Annotated in this window: 19 protein-coding genes; 5 read left to right on the top strand and 14 right to left on the bottom strand. The window is 36.3% G+C overall.

Annotation, left to right across the window (positions count from 1 at the left end):
* Positions 1-30: 30 nt before the first annotated feature.
* The 6 genes from serA to dprA all read right to left on the bottom strand — a co-directional run bounded on the left by serA (position 31) and on the right by dprA (position 7992).
* On the bottom strand, positions 31-1617 hold the full coding sequence (gene serA / locus PKC21_04575) for a phosphoglycerate dehydrogenase (protein ID HMR24613.1): 1587 nt from the start codon (positions 1615-1617) through the stop codon (positions 31-33).
* Positions 1598-2761, bottom strand: coding sequence for an alanine--glyoxylate aminotransferase family protein (locus PKC21_04570; protein ID HMR24612.1), 1164 nt, complete (start codon positions 2759-2761; stop codon positions 1598-1600). Before PKC21_04570 ends, serA begins: the two co-directional genes overlap by 20 nt.
* 5 nt (positions 2762-2766) lie before the next feature.
* Positions 2767-4536 (bottom strand): Hsp70 family protein, encoded by a 1770-nt coding sequence (locus PKC21_04565; protein HMR24611.1) that lies wholly within the window; start codon positions 4534-4536, stop codon positions 2767-2769.
* 83 nt (positions 4537-4619) lie between these two features.
* Positions 4620-5507 (bottom strand): tyrosine-type recombinase/integrase, encoded by an 888-nt coding sequence (locus PKC21_04560; GenBank protein ID HMR24610.1) that lies wholly within the window; start codon positions 5505-5507, stop codon positions 4620-4622.
* A gap of 80 nt (positions 5508-5587) precedes the next feature.
* Positions 5588-6913: a methylenetetrahydrofolate--tRNA-(uracil(54)-C(5))-methyltransferase (FADH(2)-oxidizing) TrmFO gene (trmFO, locus tag PKC21_04555; protein HMR24609.1), complete on the bottom strand. Its 1326-nt coding sequence runs from the start codon at positions 6911-6913 to the stop codon at positions 5588-5590.
* Positions 6913-7992 (bottom strand): DNA-processing protein DprA, encoded by a 1080-nt coding sequence (dprA, locus tag PKC21_04550; GenBank protein ID HMR24608.1) that lies wholly within the window; start codon positions 7990-7992, stop codon positions 6913-6915. Before dprA ends, trmFO begins: the two co-directional genes overlap by 1 nt.
* A gap of 128 nt (positions 7993-8120) precedes the next feature.
* On the opposite strand from dprA, the gene PKC21_04545 reads away from it, so the two are divergent.
* On the top strand, positions 8121-9005 hold the full coding sequence (locus PKC21_04545) for a hypothetical protein (GenBank protein ID HMR24607.1): 885 nt from the start codon (positions 8121-8123) through the stop codon (positions 9003-9005).
* Between the two features lie 13 nt (positions 9006-9018).
* Here the strand turns inward: PKC21_04545 and PKC21_04540 are convergent, their stop codons facing one another.
* From PKC21_04540 to PKC21_04515, 6 genes are all read right to left on the bottom strand, one after another.
* Positions 9019-10251 carry a LysM peptidoglycan-binding domain-containing protein gene (locus PKC21_04540; GenBank protein ID HMR24606.1) on the bottom strand — a complete coding sequence of 411 codons (1233 nt, stop codon included), beginning with the start codon at positions 10249-10251 and terminating at the stop codon, positions 9019-9021.
* Positions 10252-10292: 41 nt separating this feature from the next.
* Complete coding sequence (gene ybgF, locus PKC21_04535) at positions 10293-11087, bottom strand: tol-pal system protein YbgF (protein ID HMR24605.1); 795 nt, start codon at positions 11085-11087, stop codon at positions 10293-10295.
* Positions 11088-11101: 14 nt separating this feature from the next.
* Positions 11102-11368 (bottom strand): hypothetical protein, encoded by a 267-nt coding sequence (locus PKC21_04530; GenBank protein ID HMR24604.1) that lies wholly within the window; start codon positions 11366-11368, stop codon positions 11102-11104.
* An 18-nt stretch (positions 11369-11386) separates the two neighbouring features.
* Positions 11387-11986, bottom strand: coding sequence for an HNH endonuclease (locus PKC21_04525; GenBank protein ID HMR24603.1), 600 nt, complete (start codon positions 11984-11986; stop codon positions 11387-11389).
* A 98-nt stretch (positions 11987-12084) separates the two neighbouring features.
* The gene (locus PKC21_04520) at positions 12085-12546 is read right to left on the bottom strand and encodes a hypothetical protein (GenBank protein ID HMR24602.1); all 462 of its coding nucleotides are present in this window, start codon (positions 12544-12546) and stop codon (positions 12085-12087) included.
* Entirely contained in the window at positions 12536-13366 is an 831-nt protein-coding gene (locus PKC21_04515; protein ID HMR24601.1) for a TIGR02147 family protein, read from the bottom strand. Before PKC21_04515 ends, PKC21_04520 begins: the two co-directional genes overlap by 11 nt.
* Before the next feature lie 177 nt (positions 13367-13543).
* Here PKC21_04515 and PKC21_04510 point away from each other — a divergent pair, with 177 nt between their 5' ends.
* Together PKC21_04510 and PKC21_04505 are read left to right on the top strand one after the other, a co-directional pair.
* Positions 13544-14038 carry a hypothetical protein gene (locus tag PKC21_04510; protein HMR24600.1) on the top strand — a complete coding sequence of 165 codons (495 nt, stop codon included), beginning with the start codon at positions 13544-13546 and terminating at the stop codon, positions 14036-14038.
* Between the two features lie 128 nt (positions 14039-14166).
* Complete coding sequence (locus tag PKC21_04505; GenBank protein ID HMR24599.1) at positions 14167-14754, top strand: hypothetical protein; 588 nt, start codon at positions 14167-14169, stop codon at positions 14752-14754.
* Positions 14755-14836: 82 nt separating this feature from the next.
* On the opposite strand, the gene meaB is transcribed toward PKC21_04505, so the two are convergent.
* Both meaB and purQ read right to left on the bottom strand, forming a co-directional pair.
* Positions 14837-15766 (bottom strand): methylmalonyl Co-A mutase-associated GTPase MeaB, encoded by a 930-nt coding sequence (gene meaB / locus PKC21_04500; GenBank protein ID HMR24598.1) that lies wholly within the window; start codon positions 15764-15766, stop codon positions 14837-14839.
* The gene (purQ, locus tag PKC21_04495) at positions 15751-16509 is read right to left on the bottom strand and encodes a phosphoribosylformylglycinamidine synthase I (protein ID HMR24597.1); all 759 of its coding nucleotides are present in this window, start codon (positions 16507-16509) and stop codon (positions 15751-15753) included. Before purQ ends, meaB begins: the two co-directional genes overlap by 16 nt.
* 26 nt (positions 16510-16535) lie before the next feature.
* On the opposite strand from purQ, the gene coaE reads away from it, so the two are divergent.
* Both coaE and PKC21_04485 read left to right on the top strand, forming a co-directional pair.
* Positions 16536-17117, top strand: coding sequence for a dephospho-CoA kinase (gene coaE / locus PKC21_04490; protein HMR24596.1), 582 nt, complete (start codon positions 16536-16538; stop codon positions 17115-17117).
* A 201-nt stretch (positions 17118-17318) separates the two neighbouring features.
* Positions 17319-18548 (top strand): hypothetical protein, encoded by a 1230-nt coding sequence (locus PKC21_04485; protein HMR24595.1) that lies wholly within the window; start codon positions 17319-17321, stop codon positions 18546-18548.
* Positions 18549-18560 lie beyond the last annotated feature (12 nt).

The following is an 18560-nucleotide window of genomic DNA, read 5'->3' as shown; positions in this document are numbered from 1 at the left end:
AAAATCTTTTTAAAAACAAAAATATAAGGCTCAAGGCACATTGACGCTTGCAACAGAATGAACCATGGATAAGTCAAGAATACTTGATAAACATTCTTTACTTAAGGCTTGATTCATCCGCACAATGGACACCGCTAGATCACTGTCTTTTTTAGTAGAAGATAAGCATAATTCTTCTATATTAATGCCTTCTTGACCAATCAAGGTTGCCCATGCTGCCAAGTTGCCGGGTTGATCTTGATTCTCAATGATCAACATATGTCCTTTTGGCTCAATCTCTAAATCATATCCGTTCCATGAAACCACCTTGAGTTGTTTTTGCCCTAAAAGAGCACCTTCAACACAATATTTTGTTTGACCCGTGGTCATCAATTCTATTTTTATCCAATGGGTATAGTCTATTGAATCAGCATAGGCCGTGATTGAACTATGAATGTCTCTTTTTTGTGCTTGCAATTCAGCATTAACAAAATTAATTGAGTCTTGGCAGACAGGACGCAAAGCACCCACCAAGGCGGAAGCCTTTAGTGCCATTTGATCTTCATTGGACAAGCTCCCAGAAAAAGCAACATTGATGGACTGCAGAGGATCTTTGATGGTTTGAGATAGCATTGAAGCCATTTTTTCACTTAAGTCCAAAAGCTTACCCAGTTTTAAAAAGCTTTCTGGTAAAATGGCAGGCACATTAACGCCATTAACAACCAAATCTTTTTCTAAATAAACTTTTAACTGTTCAACCACAGCAAGACCAACATTATTTTGAGCTTCATAACTGGACGCCCCAAGATGCGGAAGAACAATAAGGTTTGCTAACTGTAATAACGGCGAGTCTTTTTCTAAAGGTTCCTGTTCATAGACATCCAACCCTACAGCATACAAATGACCTTTTTGCATTACAGTGACCAAGGCTTTTTCATCAATCAAACCACCTCTAGCTGTATTAATTAAGATGGCATTTTTTTTCATGGTCATCAGTTTTTCATGATTAAGAATATGATAACTTTCTTCAGTGAGCGCAAGATGCAATGAAACAACATCTGCTTGCTCAAGCGCTTCATCCAAATTGAGCTTTATGACACCCAATTTATCCATGCTTTCTTTAGCAATATAAGGGTCATAAGCAAGCACTTTCATACCCAAAGCCAAAGCTTTTTTGGCAACAGCTCTTCCAACATTACCAAAACCTAAAATAGCCAAAGTTTTACCCATGAGTTCATAACCCATAAAAGACTTTCTATCCCACTCTCCAAGCTTCATTTTTTGATTGGCTTGGGGGACATGTCTAGAACAAGCAAACATCAAAGCCACACTTAGCTCAGCAGCAGCATTAGCATTTTTAGCAGGTGTGTTCATCACAGCTATGCCTTTTTGCGTAGCTGCTACAATATCTATGTTATCGGTTCCCATGCCTGCTCTAACAATAAGTTGCAAATGCTTGCATTGATTTAACAGTTCAGCATCAAGCTGTGTTGCACTCCTAACAATAACAATATTGGCTTGCTCCTTAATCTGTTGAATTAAATGCTCATTATCTTTTTCTAAAAGTTCAATTCTTTCAATTGCTTGAAGTTGATCAACAATATGTTCTGGTAAGGCATCACAAATGAGGGTTTTCATATGAACTCCGTTGCAGCTCTTTAACAGCTTCGTCAATCGCTTCTGGATTGTAGTGTCTTTGATGTTTTATATATTCATCAATATTTTTTAACGCTTCTATCATATCGTTAGGATAACAATAGCCCATATGGGCAAATCGAAATAACTTCCCTTGCAACTCACCTTGTCCTCCAGCCAACCATAAATTATGTTCCTGTTTCAATTGTTTTAAAAACTGAGCTACATCAAAATCATCAGTTGTTAATACTGCGGTTAAACCCAATGCGGCATCATGGTCTTTATTAAATAACTTAAAGCCATGTGCTTTAAAATATGTTCTACTTACTCTTTGTAAAAACTGGTGTCTTGCATGAACGCTTCCCATACCCTCTTTTAAAAGCATTGTTAAGGCTTGCTGTAAACCAAAAAACAAAGAAACTGCAGGTGTATAAGCCGTATCTCCTGATTTCTGGGCTTTTAATTCTTTTTGAATAGAAAGATAATAAGATCTGCTGGACTTAAGCAATTGTGATGTTGCTTTTTCATTGAGTGATACACTTGCTAAACCCGGTGGACACATCAAGGCTTTTTGTGATCCACCTATCAAAACATCTATGCCATCATGTTCTAATGAAAATGGATAAATACCCAAGGCCGTAATGGCATCAACAATCAATAATGTATCTATTTTTTTTAACAACTTCCCAAGAGCATATACCGGATGAAAAACACCTGTAGAAGTTTCACATGCTTGCATCAAGACCGCCCTTGGCTTATGCTCTTTTACCCACTCAATCACTTCATGACTGTTGATTGCTTCCCCCCAAGGACAAACAAACTCTTTAACCTTCAAACTATAGTTCAAACAAATATCACGCCAGCGTTCACCAAACTTACCAGCATGAATCACAACAACTTCATCTCCAGTATTAAAAAAAGAGGCTACTGTTGCTTCCATAGCCCCAGAACCAGAACTGGTTAAAATTGTAGTTTGTGTATTTTCTCCCAACAGATTTTTAAAACGTTGCTGTATATCTAAATAACACTGTTCAAATTCCTGGGAACGGTGATGAATATAAGCCTGTGAAATTGCTTGTCTAACTGGTTCAGGAACGTGCGTAGGACCAGGAGTAAATAAACGAACATTTTTTTTTATATCATTCATAAAAATTACACCAACTGCTGTTGTAAAACATATAAGGATTCCAACATTTTTTGCATTTTTATATGGTCACCATGATTAAGCACGGCTGGGCCTAACTGAAAAATTTTTTCTATTTTATTTTGCTGGTCAATATTAAATAGGGCTTTTTGATCTAAATACATTCCCTGCACTTTTTGTAAAAGCTCTTTGAGTTGTTTTTCTGCCATATCTTTTGAATGTTGTGTTGATGCAAGTTTTGAATCAACAGAACGCTTAACTTGCTCAATTTCATCCACACTTAAACCATGCGACTGAATCCGTGGCTGATGTTTAACTTCTTTTTCTCCACTTTGTTTTGAATCAAGCTCTGTTTTTAAAATACCACTTTCATTAATAGAGAACGTCATATTAACCGATTTTTTATTTTGTAAGTTTTTAGTATCTAATTTTACTGCACCTAAATTTTTTGGTAGTGAATTTCCCTCAATTTCACCTTCATCAATAAAAAAAGTATGTTCTCTTTCTTCATCATTCAACTCAATTTTTACCGTTTTACTTAAAGGTAAGGCTTGTCCAGCTTTAAAAAGACGCTTCATACGTAAATTTTTTCGAATACTCATGCTTTGTGGCAAGACATCTTTTAAAATAATACTGTGTTTACGCTTTTGTGTTAATGCATCACCATACAATGCTGCACCTGCGGATACAATTTCATCCTGATTGATGATTTTTGCAGCAGTTCTACCAAAAAAGTTAGCCACCCTGTCCATCACCATTGGCATTTTACATTGTCCTCCAACCAAAACCACATCATCCAAGTCAGTCTTTTTTAATCCCGCTCTATCCAAACTTTGTTGAGCAATAATCAGGGTTTTTTCTACAATTGCTCTGCTCATGCTCTCAAGTGTTTGTCGATTGATTTCCTTTGAATAACTGACAACTTGGCCATTGGGCCCTTTTAAAAAAGGAAACTCCACTAAAACCTTACGGTGAACAGATAGTTCTTTTTTGATATTTTCGCTGGCACTACGAACCTTGTAAGTTAAAACCGCACTATCTTTGATATAAATTTTATGCTGTTCCCAAATATCTTGGCACAGATGCTCAAAAAGATGGTAGTCAATATCACTGCCCCCTAAGAAAGTATCTCCATAACTGTTTAAAACTCTAAAAGTATTGTTTTTTAGCTCCAACAAACTAATATCAAATGTTCCGCCGCCTAAGTCATAAACCGCTATATTCTTATTATCTTCCTGGTAATACCCATAGGCCATAGCAGCTGAAGTAGGTTCAGAAATTAACCGCTCTACTTTTAAGTTTGCTAATTCAGCAGCATCTAACATAGCTTTACGCTGTATGTTGTTAAAATAAGCTGGAACCGTCAATACTGAGTTGCTTATGTCCTGGCCCAATTCTTCTTTAAAAACATGCTTAATTTTTTGTAGGATAAAGCTTACAATTTGTTCAACACTGTAAGTTTTATCATCAATCAAGATTTTAACTTGGTTTCTTTCACCTTTGATTAAACGGTAAGGGTATTTCAATAAAGAATTTTGAACTTCAACATCTGTAAATTTACGCCCTAACATCCGTTTAACATCAAAAATGGTGTTTCTCGGATTGACTAAGGCTTGTCTTTGAGCGCTTTCTCCAACGTAAATCTCACCTTCAACGATAGACACAACACTGGGTAAGGTTTTTTTCTGTTCACCCAGAGACAATACATTCAACTTACCTTTTTTATCAACATACGAAACACTGGTATTGGTAGTGCCTAAATCAATTCCAACTAGCATTGCAATAATTCTACATCATCTTAAAAAAATAGTAAGTTTTAAAATTGTTAGTGAACAAGTTAATCTTACAAACTGAGGTAATTTCAGTTACTTTTAGGATGAAATTTTTTATAGACGTTTTGTAAATGCTGCAAGCTGGTTTGTGTGTAAATCTCAGTGGTTTGCAAATTCTCGTGTCCTAAAAGCTCTTGAATTAACCTTAAATCTGTACCTCTATTGAGTAAGTGAGTGGCAATACTGTGTCTTAAAACGTGTGGACTCGTATGACTTTGACTTAAGCAGCTCATGGCCAATTGGTTTAGTACATAAAAAACCCCCCGAGTGGTCAGTCTTTGTCCACGCATATTGTTAAACACGGATGAAACAGTCTGACTTGCTTTTTGATTGCGCATCTCCAACAAATGTTCTAATGCTGGTTTGGATATAGGAATAATCCTTTGTTTTTTACCTTTACCTAATACTTTTACTTCAGCAGTTTTTAAATCAATATCCAACCAATTCAAGGCCACCAATTCTGACACTCGCAAACCAGAACCATACAACAATTCTAAAATAGCTTTATCTCTTGTTTGGGTTTTTTCTTTAAATTTGGCTTGATACAGTAATTCCAATACTTTTTCTTCACTTAAAACAACAGGAATCTTCTTTTTGACTTTAGGCCCTTCAATGGATTCATAAAATTTTTCTTTTATCCAGCCTCTCATATATGCATATTTAAAAAAGGTTTTTAAGCTGGATAAAATACGGGCTCTAGATTTACCGCTGTGGCTTCTATGCATTTTACCCATATAATTTTGTAAATGTTTTTTATTTACTTTTCTGAGCGCAATAAGGTCAATAGAACTGAGTGTATCTTGCGCCAAAACATACATAAAAAATGACTCTATATCTTTGCTGTATGCCCTATGCGTATGCTGGGACAACTTTCTTTCATACAAGATATAACTAGAAAACTGTTCTAAGCAATTCACTCAACAACTTTAACATAAAACATTCAAAAGGTACGGTTTACTTAGCCCAGGTTAGAAAAAATCAGACCACATCAAAGGTACTAAAAGGTACCGGCTACCTTTGGGTACCATTGGGCAAAGTGTTCTTTAGCTCTCTTATAATGAGCAATTCTTCGGTCTTTTTTTCTTAGCTTCTTTTTCAGCTCCAGGGGTGGGAACAAACCAAAGTTGGTGTTGATGGGGGCAAAATCACCATGCAAAGGACCTTCGGTTATATAACGAATCAAAGCTCCCATAGCAGTTTCTTTGGGAGGAACAGTTAAGTCTTGATTAGTTAAACGGGCGACAAGCGATAAGGCGGCCCACTGGCCCATGGCCGCAGATTCAACATAACCTTCAACTCCTGTTATTTGACCGGCAAAATAAATGTTGGGTTGGGCTTTAAGCTGTAAACTAGAATTGAGTAAGTCTGGAGAGTCTATGTAAGTATTTCTATGCAAAGACCCCATTCTTACAAATTCTGCTTCTTGTAAGCCCGGAATTTTCCTAAAAATACGTTTTTGTTCTCCCCATTTCATGCGAGTTTGAAAGCCAACCATGTTGTACATGGTGGTTGGGTCATTTTCTCTACGCAACTGTAAGACGGCATAAGGTATTTTTCCTGTTTTAGGATCAGGTAAACCAACGGGTTTCATTGGACCAAAAGCCAAGGTTTGATCACCTCTATCTACAATCACTTCAATAGGCATGCAGGATTCAAAACATTTTAACTCTTCAAAATTATGTGCTTCTACTTTTTCTGCAGCTTTAATATCAGCAATCAAGGTTTCGTACTGTTCTTGATTCAGAGGGCAGTTTAAATAATCATCATTATCTTGTTCATAGCGGCTGGCAAAATAACATTGCTCTAAATCAATAGAGTCTGCTTCAATAATAGGGGAAATAGAATCATAAAAATAAAGCGAATCCCTATTTAAATACTGCTTCATTTCTTCAGCAAGTGCATCTGACGTCAATGGTCCTGTAGACAAAATATAAATTTCATCGGCATTGATTTTTTTAAGCTCTTCTCGTTTAATTGTAATTTTAGGATGCTTGCTTATTTTATGGGTAACGTAACTTGCAAACTGCTCTCTATCAACGGCCAATGCTTTACCCGCCGGAACCGTTGAATGTGCTGCTGCCTCTAAAACAATAGAGTTAAAGGCTCGCATCTCATCTTTTAAGATTTTACCGGCACTAAACTCATTATCTGCTCCTAAAGAGTTGCTGCAAACAACTTCAGCAAACTTATCCGTCTCATGCGCCGGTGTTTTAACTTTGGGTCGCATTTCCCATAAAGTTACCAAAAACCCTTTTTCTGCGAGTAAAAAAGCTGCCTCACTGCCAGCCATGCCAGCACCCACTACATTTATTTTTTTATCCATTAAATCTTACTCCAACTTCCATCAAATTGACGTGCTATTAAACCCATTTGCTCTAAATCTACCAAGGCTTTAAGCAAGTCTTGATCAGAAACCTTGAGTTTGGTTTGCAATATCTCATCAAAAAGTTCTGCTTCTTTAGCCAATTGTTTCATAATACTATTTTGCAATGGATCAAGCTTATTGTTTAACTGTTCTTCATCCTCTTGATTTGAATTCAATAAAACACCATAATCTTCTAAAATGTCTTGCGCAGACAACACTATTTTTGCTCCTTGCGCTATTAAAAGGTTGGGCGTATACGCTGTTGGAGAATCTATCATTCCCGGAACTGCATAAATTTCTTTATTGTTTTCTAAGGCTAACCTAGCCGTAATTCCAGCACCGCTTTTTTTTGCTCCCTCTACCAATAACAAGCCTTGAGCCAAACCAGCAACAATTCTATTTCTCTGCGGAAAGTAATAGTTTTTTGGTTTTTCATCATACAAATATTCCGTTAGTAAACAACCTGTGGTTAAAATTTTCTGGGCTAAAACTTCATTTTGTTGGGGGTAGCACATGCCTAAGCCATGCCCTAAAACAGCTACCGTTGGTTGCGCCTGGTCAACGGCATTTTGATGGGCAATGGTGTCTATCCCTGCTGCCAACCCACTAAGCAATACCAAGCCATGCTGGCTCAACTCTCTACATAAGCTTTTAGCAACACGTTGACCGTAGCTTGATGGACGGCGGGTACCAACCACTGCAAAATAATGCTTGTACTGTTTTGGCAAAACACCTTTACCAAATAAAACCAAAGGCGGATCGGCAATTTGCTTCAAGCTCTCTGGATAAATATCATCCGCATAACTCATCAACCAAGCACCATTGCGCTTAAGTTTCTCCATCTCTTGTTTGGCTTGATCTAAAGGTAAATCCGGTAAATCTTTTAAGATTTTATCAATCTGTTCATTTGGATGCTGTTTAGATCTTAAATGTTGCAGCAAAACATCCATCCCTCCACAATGCTGCAAAAGCTGGTGTTTTTTAAGCAAAGATAACCCAGGCAATAATGAATACGCTAACCAATAAACATGCTGCACATCCGATAACTATGCTTTATGTTATTATTGGTCAAGTTCAGGGTCACAAATCTTAACTTGACGACCCATAGCAAAACAAACTATACAATGCTATGCGTTATTTATTGATATTGACTTTTTTTATATCCTTGAAAAATATCTATGCTCAAAATTTACAGCAATGGCCTAAACTTTTAGTTGATGCCATTACGGAGCTTAGATCTAATATAAAACCTGAACAATATGGTTTTGCTTTAAATACCCATGACATTTCTATTCATAACAATTATCGTGGCAATTACTTTACAGTTCATGATGATTTTTCAGAAGTTATTGACGGATATGAGTGTTATGGACAAGCCGTATATATAAAAAATTATTTAACTGATTTTTTATCAGATCACCCTAACAATCATAGCATTCAAATTAATCTGGTTGCAGGGAAAGATGAATTAAATCTATGGTCAAATCACAGTTTTGTTCAAATCAACTTTGATGGAGAAGATTATATCATTGATTTTACCCCGCCTTTTCATCTACGAATGCCCTCTACACAAGAATCATTTACTTTACCTTTACAGCATCAAATCAATGAATCTTTAAACAACGGTGAACTTTTTTTTAGAAATCACCAACAAGAAAGAAGAATGCAGATTGAAGCCTTGGGAGCGCTCTATCAACACACTTACCCCTATAAATACATAACCATAAATCAACAAAATTTTCTTTTTAGTCTATCTATGCTCAGGGACACTGAATTAGACACTTACTATATTATACTCAAGGCCGTTACACTTCCTAGACCAGATTATAAAAACATTCAATCCAAAAAGCAGTTGAACCTTATTCAAAACACTTCAAATCAAAATGTATTAAGCATAAGCAGACAAATTGATTTTTTTAATCATGAGATATTCTCTGGCCAAGTTAAAATTTTAGAAAAAAATTTAACCTTGGTTGATAACTTTGATGATTTATATTTACAGGCAATAGAAAGCTTAGATCTCTTTATAAATAAGCTCTATATTAATTAATGCAAAAAATGGATTACTCAACAAAGGTTTTTAAAATTTCACCCACTTCAAGTGCGTCTCTAACATCTGTTACATAAGCCATTGAACTATTTTTATACACTTCAACCACAACAAGCTTTCCATAGGTCAGTTCAGGCAAGTCTGCATTTTCTTTTGCTGAAATCAAAGGGTCACCCTTTCTCACAGCATACAGTATTGTCCCAGGTTTTAACTGACTTTTTTCTCCTTCATCTATAAAAACATAATCGCCATCTCGAATCATGATTTGTTGATCCGTTACACCCAATATTTTTGATTTAACTCTGTCATTGCTTGTTGTAATATCAAAACTTATAATTTGTGGCTGATACGCAATCAACTCAAAGTTACGTCTCACTTCATTATCACTGCTGATAATAACTGCCTCAATGGTGTTTGAACCTACAGAATTCACTTCAATGACCGCATTTTTGCGAATAATTTTACCGTACAATCGTCCCGCATGCGCATTTTGACGGGCATGCAATTCTGAGATTTCTTCTATAACATAAAAACGATCGCCTTTTTTAGGCATGGCTACCCCAGGTTTCATTTTGATATATACAATGTCACTTTCTGTTAACTCTTCTTTATTGGCCAAAGCATGGCTGATATGGCCTTGAGTTTGTAATGTATTTTCTGTTAAGAAAAAGATGGGCCTAAGAACCATTTTTGAACCATCATTGTACACAATGGTACTTCCAGAAAAACCTCCCTCACCTGCATACGTACTGTTATCATAGTCATTACTTCCATCATTATCATCAAAGCCATCTTTATTGCTAAAACCCATATCAGGGTAACTACGGTTAGAACCTTCATCAAAATAAAGTTTATCCCCAGGATAGATTAAATGCGGATTCTCAATATAGGTATTCAATTTCCAAAGCTTTGGCCAATACCAGGGATTGTCTAGCAAACGATCACAAATATCCCAAAGCGTATCTCCTTTAACAATAATATATTCCCCTGTTTGATTAGGAATATTGCGCAAAGTTCCTGGGCGTTGGACAGAAGATTCTCCTTGAGGACCTATCACTTCAATATCAGAGTATTCAGGAATACTGTTAGTTTGTTGTTCTTGTTCGTCTTGTTGAATTGATCCCAGTTCCTGTTCTTCTTGTTGTTCAGGTTGACTTTGTGGAAGTGGAGAGTTTAATGCTTGGGCAAAAAGTCCAAATCCAAAAAAGACCAGCCCAACTAAAATAGTTTCAAATGTAAGTTTCATGCCTCATACAATTGTCTCTTAAAGCGAAAACTTATACAAGTTTAGTTAACAAGTTTGGCTAAAAATTTTTTCTTTGCTTTTTGGGTACTGGGATGTCCCGGAAAAGTTTTAATCAAGTTCAACAAGGCTTGTTTGGCTTCATCTTCTTGCGATGTTTTAATCAAACAAGATGTTTTTTTATACAAAGATTCAGGAATTTTATTCTCTTGCGGGTATTCCTTAAGAACACGTTCATAATAAAACAAAGCTTGTGGACAGTTGCTTTCATTGTAATAAGATTCAGCTAACCAAAACAAAGCATTATCAGCATACGTATGTTTTGGATAATCTTGTAAAAAGTCTAAAAAACTTTTTCTTGCCGTTTTATACTCTCCTACCTGATAGAGCTTGTAGGCTGAATTGTATAAATTGATGGCTTTATCTGTTTTTTTAGCACTGGTTTTTACTGTTTTACTTTTTACATTTGAATTTTTATTTTTTAAATCCGCATTGGTCCACTTGGACTGAGTCGCAGTTTTTAATTCACCCACCCCTAAAAAGTTTTCTGATGCCACTTTAAGTGATGCATTGGTTTGGCTATTGTTCAGGGGGACATAGTCAGATTTTTCTTGTTCTGACTTTACTTGCAAAGTCTCCATGGTGTCGCGCATAATATTCATTTGATCTGTGACATGATCTAAACGATTTTCTAAAACTTTTATCTGGGTTTGCAAATCATCTATTTTTTTTGCGTCTTCAATCCCGCTGACAGCAACTGTTTTTTGTGCACATGCGCTCATAAAAAATAGCATTGTCGCACTTATGATGGGTAGAGTTTGATTAATTTTTTTCAACATGCTGCAATCTCAAACTACCAAATACGTGACTGAAGATGACCTTCTCGTCGAATCAAAACATCAACCAATGCTTTTTCAAAATAATTGGAACTCTGTAGAATTTCAGGGTCAACTTTGCTTTGGTAGTGTTTACGGCCTTCTTCAATCTCTTCATTTAAAACTTCAAATAAATTATCTTCAACAATGCCTTTTTTAATTTTATCTTCATTATATAAAGCAATGTCTGAAGCAATAGCTCTAGCCAAACGATTGGCTGCCTCGTTATCTTTAATTAAACTCATAATGCTACTGATCTCCGCTTAAGCTTGTTCAAGTTCTGTATTCCAATAACTATAATCTACCACATTGAGAAAAGGTTTCCACTCTGCATAAACTTTTTTACGCATTGAAAAAAACAAACTTTCTTTCCAGTTAGGCGCTTTAGGTTGTTTAAGTAGTTTCATGCCAGCTTCACTTGGAGTGCGACCTCCCTTTTTTAAATTACACTTGATACAACTACAAACAATGTTTTTCCACGAGGTAATACCTCCTTTAACCCTAGGAACAACATGATCTAAATTAAGTTCTGATTTAGGAAGAACTTTGGCACAATACTGACAAGTGTTTTGGTCACGCACAAAAATATTATGCCGACTTAACTTAACTGTATTGCGGGGCATTTTATCATAGACTTGCAAAACAATAACGCGTGGAATTTTAATCACCTTATCCACCAAACCCAAACCAGATTCATCTTGGGCAATACTTAATTCTGCCCATGACTCAAAATCAAAGGTCTGAAAATTTTCATCAACAATTTTAGCAACATCCATGTAGATCATGCAAATTGCACGTTTTAAGGAAGTGATGTGAATAGGAGAAAAGCAGCGGTTTAGCACTAAAACTTTAGACTCTGCCAAAACCCCAGTCAAACCATAAACTCCATAATTATAGAGAAATTTAAGACCATATACCTCTATTGTCCCTATTTTTACGCTTTAGGTCAAGTTCTAGACAATTAAAGGTTGCAGACTTGATATGGTTCAAAAATAGAATTGTAGTTTACGCTTGAAGTGTTACAGGTCATATCAGCCTCACCAATAAAAAAGTTTGAATCTATAGATACTATTCTTACTTGAACATCACAGTTGGCTTTGCCTTTAACGTAGGCCATAAATCGCTGATCTGTAGCATTATTTAAATCTATAAAATAAAGTGTTTCCTGACAGGTGTTACCGTTATAATGATTAGTAAAAAAACACTCTTTTGCATCATCTCGCTCGGACTGGTTACTGGACTGGTCTACAACACCACAATTAACTCCATCAAGATTTTCTAAATCCATTTGGTAATTGTTCAATAGATTATTGAAACTACGAATTGGTGAAAAAAGACTAGGATTTCCTGTCCCTGTCCCACAGGAGTAAATATAGGCTACCAATGTTATACTAATTATTTTTGCTATATATCTATTCATCATCCTTATCCAATCGAAACAGTTGTATAGAAAGCTGATAAACTGCATCATATTTTTTTGATGCGATAAACATTTTATCTAAATGATCCCTAAACTCATGAATCATATCAAATGCTTTAGGTAAATCTTGCTTATTAACGGCGACAGTTAATGTTGAAAAACAGCGCTCAACATCACTTTGCTCTTTAAGCGCATCTGAAGCAATTTTCAAGAGATGTTGATAGTAATCATAGACTCTACTTGATTTTATTAAATTTGGGGTTTGCATGCTTTGCTGAACTGATTTGTAGTCTCCGTCACTATTTTTCTTAATCAGGTTAAGGTCTTCAAGCTTTTTTAGTGCAGTTTTCACTTGCTCTGGACTGAGGGCATAATTTAGTTTTTTTGCAATTGACTTTGGACTTTGTTGTTTAAAGTTAAGCAAGATAAGTTCTTTAATCACTAGGGTATAAAAAGATGCATAAACACCGTATTGATCTTTTTGCAGTAAATTTTTTTGGTTCAGATCAAGAACAGCCTGCATTTGTTTTTGATAAAAAATAATATCTTTTTCAGTTTTAGCTTGATTGAACAAAACTAGATTTTTAAAAAACTCAGCTTGTTTTTCATCAAACTCTAAAGCTTCACAAAAACCTCTTAAATTCTTGTATGTAAGATTCCGCCGTCCATCCATAATTAATTTCATATAATTGGGTGAATTTAGACCTGCTTTTTCTGCAAAAAGTTTATACGTAAAAGCTTTTGAATTTAGTTTTTTGAGTTGATAGAAATCTTGTAAGAAGTTTCTATAATTTGTATATGCAAATAGGTTGATATCTTTCATAGTAACTATTGTCTTAGTATAGCAGCAAAAACCTTCTTTTATGTAATATCTAAAGTCTATTTTTTAACATTTGTTAAAAAAAGCTCTCAAAACGGTTAATTTAATCACAAACCAAGCTTAATACTATTTATAATCTTAGACATGAAACAATCCTCAGAGATGGAAAAGGAAAAAATTATGAAGATAACTTTAACTGTTTTTTTAAGTTTTATGTTTTTGGCATCTTGTTCTGATCAGTCCACTTTTAGTATCAATACTGAAGAACTCGATAGTTTTGAATATTATAGTGGCGGTGGATTTATCCCTTTTGGATTTGTAAACCATAACAATATTACAATTAATCTTAAAGAATCTATAATTACTGGAGGTATTCATAACTCAGACAACACTGAACTGTGTTCAATCAACTATGCCTTAAATATGGATATGATTCATAGCTTAATTGCTGCCATTGATTCAGCAAACTATGCAACAGAGTATGGTCCCGTATACTCTGCTGATGGTCCAAATGCTTATGTTATCGTCTCTGGGCAAAAAATATATTTTTTTACTGGCTCAACACCCAATCAGACATATTATAAATTTATAAACGGTAGCGGACAAACCATGCATGATCTAATCAAGACCTTCATTGAAAATGCTAGAAATGAAACTCCTGGATGCGATCCTTAAAAATTTCATTTCATTAAAATAACAAAAAAAACAACACACTCATTTTTCACATTAAAGTTTGTTGCAAGACTTCACAATGAATCAATATTTTAATGTGTTTCAACCAGAATGAGAAGGGAAAGGAAATAATGAAAAAAACAATACTTTATATAATAACATTATTCTTAATAAGTTGTGGGCCAAAACAACTGAAGCTCCCAGATAAAATCTTTTCTATCTCAGCTCAAAGATACCCAGGTCCATTCAGTATGCTTGATGAAATCTATTATTCAATTGATTTTGATTTAGAACACAATCAGATCTTATTATCAGGCTACAGGTTTGAGCGCATAGATGGTGGAGGATTCCCTGGAAATCAAGTGAACATATGTGAATATAGTATTGAAATGCAACCTCAAGCAAAAACAACACTCAATACATTATTACCAAAAATAAAATATCAAATATTCAAAAGCAATGAATCTTTTATAGCTTGTGATCCTGGCTCATCAAATAGTCTTTCTTTTAATGGAGACTTGTATATTGACAATGATTTGGGTTGCGGCGGAGGTGGTACAGTTTTCGTAGAAAGTGATTTTGTCTGCGATCTATACAAAACGCTCATTGAAGCATCCAGTGAACTGATGAATCAATGCCAAAATAATTTGTCAGGTCAAGATCAAGCCATGTTTATCCAAGCCAGGTCAGATTTTCACAAACCAAATTACTGTCAGTAAACCTAAAACTCGAGGTGTTTTTTTTAGATGTATTGTATCAAAACACAGCCTTGCACCTAAAAAATAGGTCTGGAATTTATACTTATATATTTTTAATTAGGTCTGATGCCAGCATGTATAAATTGGGAGCCTTTGGTTGGATCAGTTTTTCTTTGAGGCTTTTGTCATTGTCCAAGATATTTTGCGTTCTGTACAAGAGCAACATCTCCAAAAGCTCTCTAAGCTCACGTTTACGACTGCGTAAAATCTCTTGTTCTGATTTTTGTTCCTGCTGTAAAAAAACTCTGTGTTCTTCAATGGCTGTCCATAATTCATCTACGCCTTCACCATTGGTGGCTTGGGTTTGAATGATTTTTGGCTGCCATGCGCTTTTATTGGATCCCATTGAAAGCATGGATTCAATATCAAACACCACTTGGTCTGCGCCGTCTCTATCTTTTTTATTCACCACGTATACATCTGCAATTTCTAACATCCCTGCTTTAAGTGCTTGAATGGCATCTCCAGCTTCAGGGACCAAAACCACAACCGTGGTATCCACGACTTCCACTACAGAGGTCTCACTTTGGCCAGCGCCCACGGTCTCCACCATAAGTTCTTCTAAACCAAAAGCAGATAAAATATGAATAAAGGCACGTGTCGCAAAAGAAATACCCCCGGTTTTACCGCGGCTACCCATACTTCTGATGTAGACATTTTCATCGCCACTGTGGCGTTGCATACGGATTCTGTCGCCCAAAACCGCTCCACCGGTAAAAGGGCTGGTTGGATCAACCGCAACCACACCCACTTTTTTATTTTGATCCCGCAAATGTTTGATGGACGCATCTACCAAGGTGCTTTTACCCGCTCCTGCTGGACCGGTTATCCCAACACTAGGAGCTTGTTGACTTTTACCCCATAATAACTCCAAAGCGTCAAAAGCTTTTGGACTTTGTTCTTCTACAATAGATAACAAACGCGCTAAAGCCCGTCTGTCACCCTCTAATAATTGCTTTACGAGTTGTTCCATAAGCTATGAATAGAGTCAAAAAACGCTTTACCTTGATCACAGCCTAAAACAGCTTCACAACAGCGTTCTGGATGCGGCATCAAACCCATCACCTGTTTATTTTCACTGATTAAACCGGCAATGGCATGTTTTGAACCATTGACATTGCTTGCTTCATTGAGCTGACCATCTTGATCACAGTATCTTAAAACCACTTGTCCTTTATCTTCTAAAATTTTTAAGGTTTCTTCATCTGCATAGTAACGACCATCCGCATGCGCAATAGGCAGTTGCACAACCTGTTCTTGCTGATATTGATTTAAAAAAGGGTTATCATTATGTTCAACCTTAAGATAAACCTTGTCACTGATAAATTTTGCTTCCTTATTGCGTGTCAAAGCACCTGGCAACAACCCTAGCTCCAATAATATCTGAAAACCATTGCAAATCCCTAAAACATGACCTCCAGCAGCAATAAAGTCTTTAATATTTTCTAAGGCCGGTGAAAATTTGGCCATGGCTCCAGAACGCAAATAATCACCATAGGAAAAGCCTCCTGGTAAAACCAAAAGATTGTAATCATCTGCTGCCAAACTTTCATCGTGCCAATGGTACTTGGTCTTAAGACCCATAAGATTTTCAAAAACATGATGGGTTTCTTGATCACAGTTGGTTCCAGGAAAAACCAAAACCCCTACCTGCGCTTTTTTTGCTTGCAGTATTTCCATACCCGGCAATCTAGAATCTTTAACCGTTTTGGTCAAAATATATTGGAGCTTTACCGCATTTTATGTACAAATACTGCATGTTAATTGTTGGCATCACTGGCGGTATTGCTTGCGGAAAGAGTATGGTTTCCAATTACTTGCTGTCTTTGGGTTACCCCGTGATTGATGCGGATGAAGAAGTCAAGGCTCTCTACCAAACTCAAGAGACCAAAGATTTTATCCTCAACACTTTTGGAACCCTTGATAAACGAGAACTCAGAAGCATTGTTTTTAATGATGCTAAACTCAAACGAGTGCTTGAACAGCATTTACACCCCAGGGTTTATCATAATATTTTGCTTAAAATTCAAAAGCAACAACGCCAAAATCAGGCTCCCTTCTTGTTTGTGGTGATTCCTTTGCTGTTTGAATCCAGACATCTTTACCCCTTTGATCACGTTTGCTGTATATCCTGCAGTCCACAAGTGCAGTTACAGAGATTAATGGCAAGAGACTCGCAAACTGCGCAAATGTCACAAAAAATCATTGATCAACAACTTCCCTTGGCTTACAAAGAATCCCAATCTAATTATGTAATTCACAACAATCAGTCCCAGGATCAGCTTAAACAAGACATTGACTCTTGGCTAAAAAAACTAATGTAAGATTGATAGGCTTTTTTTTGATACCAAACTACCAAAAGGTACCTGCTACCTTTTGGCTAAACTGGATGAATTAAGCTTGAATGTCCCAGCAAAAAATAACAGCGCCTAAATTTTGCACAACAAAAGCACATGTTTTTTCTTTATAATTTTAAATACTTACACTCAATAATGCTTGGCATGCTTCTTGTTATATAGTGGGGTATGGATGAGAAAATGACAATGAATGCTAAAATTAAAACAATACTAACTTATGGGGTGTTGGCTATTTCTATTTTAAGCCTCAATTTTTGTGCACCACCTGTTCCCGATTATGGTTCAGGTATTCAAAAGCTGTATGGCAATGCTAACCCTTCAGATGCATGGAACACGTACAATGCCCAAGTATGCGCTGACATGGGTGGCTTTGTTGAAGCAGATGGTAGTTGCTCTACAACTTATACTGCTGCTGGTTTTACCGATGAATGTGAAAGTCCAAGCTCACAAGCACAAGTTTTGGCCTGTAACGAGCAAGACGGGGTTAAAGACAATGGTGGTCAATTCTGGGGGGCTGTATTGGCCGTAATGGGAAAAGAAGTCCTCAATGTTGTCCAAGATTTAAAAAATGAAAATATTCATGGTCAATGGCTAAAAACCTACACCAAAAAAGTTTTAAATGTAACCAGCCCCAATGGCACCCCATTAGATGGTGAAAGTAGCCTTAACCCTGGTGCTTTAAAAAAACATCGTTTGTTTTTTAGAAAGTACCCCAGCCAACAAGGCGTGGCTTCTTTACAGTTTGAGTTGGAAGCCAAAGGGGATAGCATTGCCACTTTAAAAAATATTGAATATGGCAAAACCTTATTAATGTGTTTAAATGCCGCTTATGGCCATGATGCCAGCAATGATAACAGCGTAAGTGATACACGCATTGCACTTCAAATGCGGGCCAAATACAACTCACATGAAGCCCCTGTAAAAATCAGCCAACAAGATTTTTACAATAACTGTAATCAACCTTCACAAGAGCAATCTTACATTGCATTCCAATTGCATGGCGCTACAACCTACCATGTTTTTCCATTCAACCCTAAAGACATGGGATTCAGTAAAGCCGGCAACAACAATAATATTGGTTCTAGCAACAAGTACACCATTGAGGTGAATGGTCAAAGCAAAGAAATGCGCTACTATGCTGCTCAAAACCAATTAGATTTAGGCATGAATGGCAACAACGTAGCCAGTGCCATGTTTACTGATGCTGAATTTGGCACCACAGCCACCAACAACCAAGTATTAAATAATATCTCTCAAGGTACGAGCTCTTCAGAAAACAACTACAGCTCATTTAGTAACCGACAAGAGTTTCAAAAACAATATTTGCATATCACCACTGGCACTGACAACAATGAAAGAAAATTTTGTAATGCCAACAGTGCGCAAGTAGGCTGTTAAAAACTATTCATA

It is taken from the genome of Oligoflexia bacterium, from assembly GCA_035326705.1.
Lineage (GTDB): Bacteria > Bdellovibrionota_G > JALEGL01 > JALEGL01 > JALEGL01 > JALEGL01.
The sequence above is the reverse complement of the archived record's forward strand: the minus strand, read 5'-3'. Positions and strand labels throughout refer to the sequence as shown.

Bases quoted from the DNA above. Each gene is read 5' to 3' on its own strand.
- PKC21_04515 (HMR24601.1), bottom strand. From the start codon at position 13,366: ATGAAAGATATCAACCTATTTGCATATACAAATTATAGAAACTTCTTA.
- PKC21_04510 (HMR24600.1), top strand. From the start codon at position 13,544: ATGAAGATAACTTTAACTGTTTTTTTAAGTTTTATGTTTTTGGCATCT.
- PKC21_04520 (HMR24602.1), bottom strand. From the start codon at position 12,546: ATGATGAATAGATATATAGCAAAAATAATTAGTATAACATTGGTAGCC.
- PKC21_04540 (HMR24606.1), bottom strand. From the start codon at position 10,251: ATGAAACTTACATTTGAAACTATTTTAGTTGGGCTGGTCTTTTTTGGA.
- ybgF (HMR24605.1), bottom strand. From the start codon at position 11,087: ATGTTGAAAAAAATTAATCAAACTCTACCCATCATAAGTGCGACAATG.
- PKC21_04565 (HMR24611.1), bottom strand. From the start codon at position 4,536: ATGCTAGTTGGAATTGATTTAGGCACTACCAATACCAGTGTTTCGTAT.
- PKC21_04570 (HMR24612.1), bottom strand. From the start codon at position 2,761: ATGAATGATATAAAAAAAAATGTTCGTTTATTTACTCCTGGTCCTACG.
- trmFO (HMR24609.1), bottom strand. From the start codon at position 6,913: ATGGATAAAAAAATAAATGTAGTGGGTGCTGGCATGGCTGGCAGTGAG.
- coaE (HMR24596.1), top strand. From the start codon at position 16,536: ATGTACAAATACTGCATGTTAATTGTTGGCATCACTGGCGGTATTGCT.
- PKC21_04530 (HMR24604.1), bottom strand. From the start codon at position 11,368: ATGAGTTTAATTAAAGATAACGAGGCAGCCAATCGTTTGGCTAGAGCT.
- PKC21_04485 (HMR24595.1), top strand. From the start codon at position 17,319: ATGGATGAGAAAATGACAATGAATGCTAAAATTAAAACAATACTAACT.
- PKC21_04505 (HMR24599.1), top strand. From the start codon at position 14,167: ATGAAAAAAACAATACTTTATATAATAACATTATTCTTAATAAGTTGT.
- meaB (HMR24598.1), bottom strand. From the start codon at position 15,766: ATGGAACAACTCGTAAAGCAATTATTAGAGGGTGACAGACGGGCTTTA.
- serA (HMR24613.1), bottom strand. From the start codon at position 1,617: ATGAAAACCCTCATTTGTGATGCCTTACCAGAACATATTGTTGATCAA.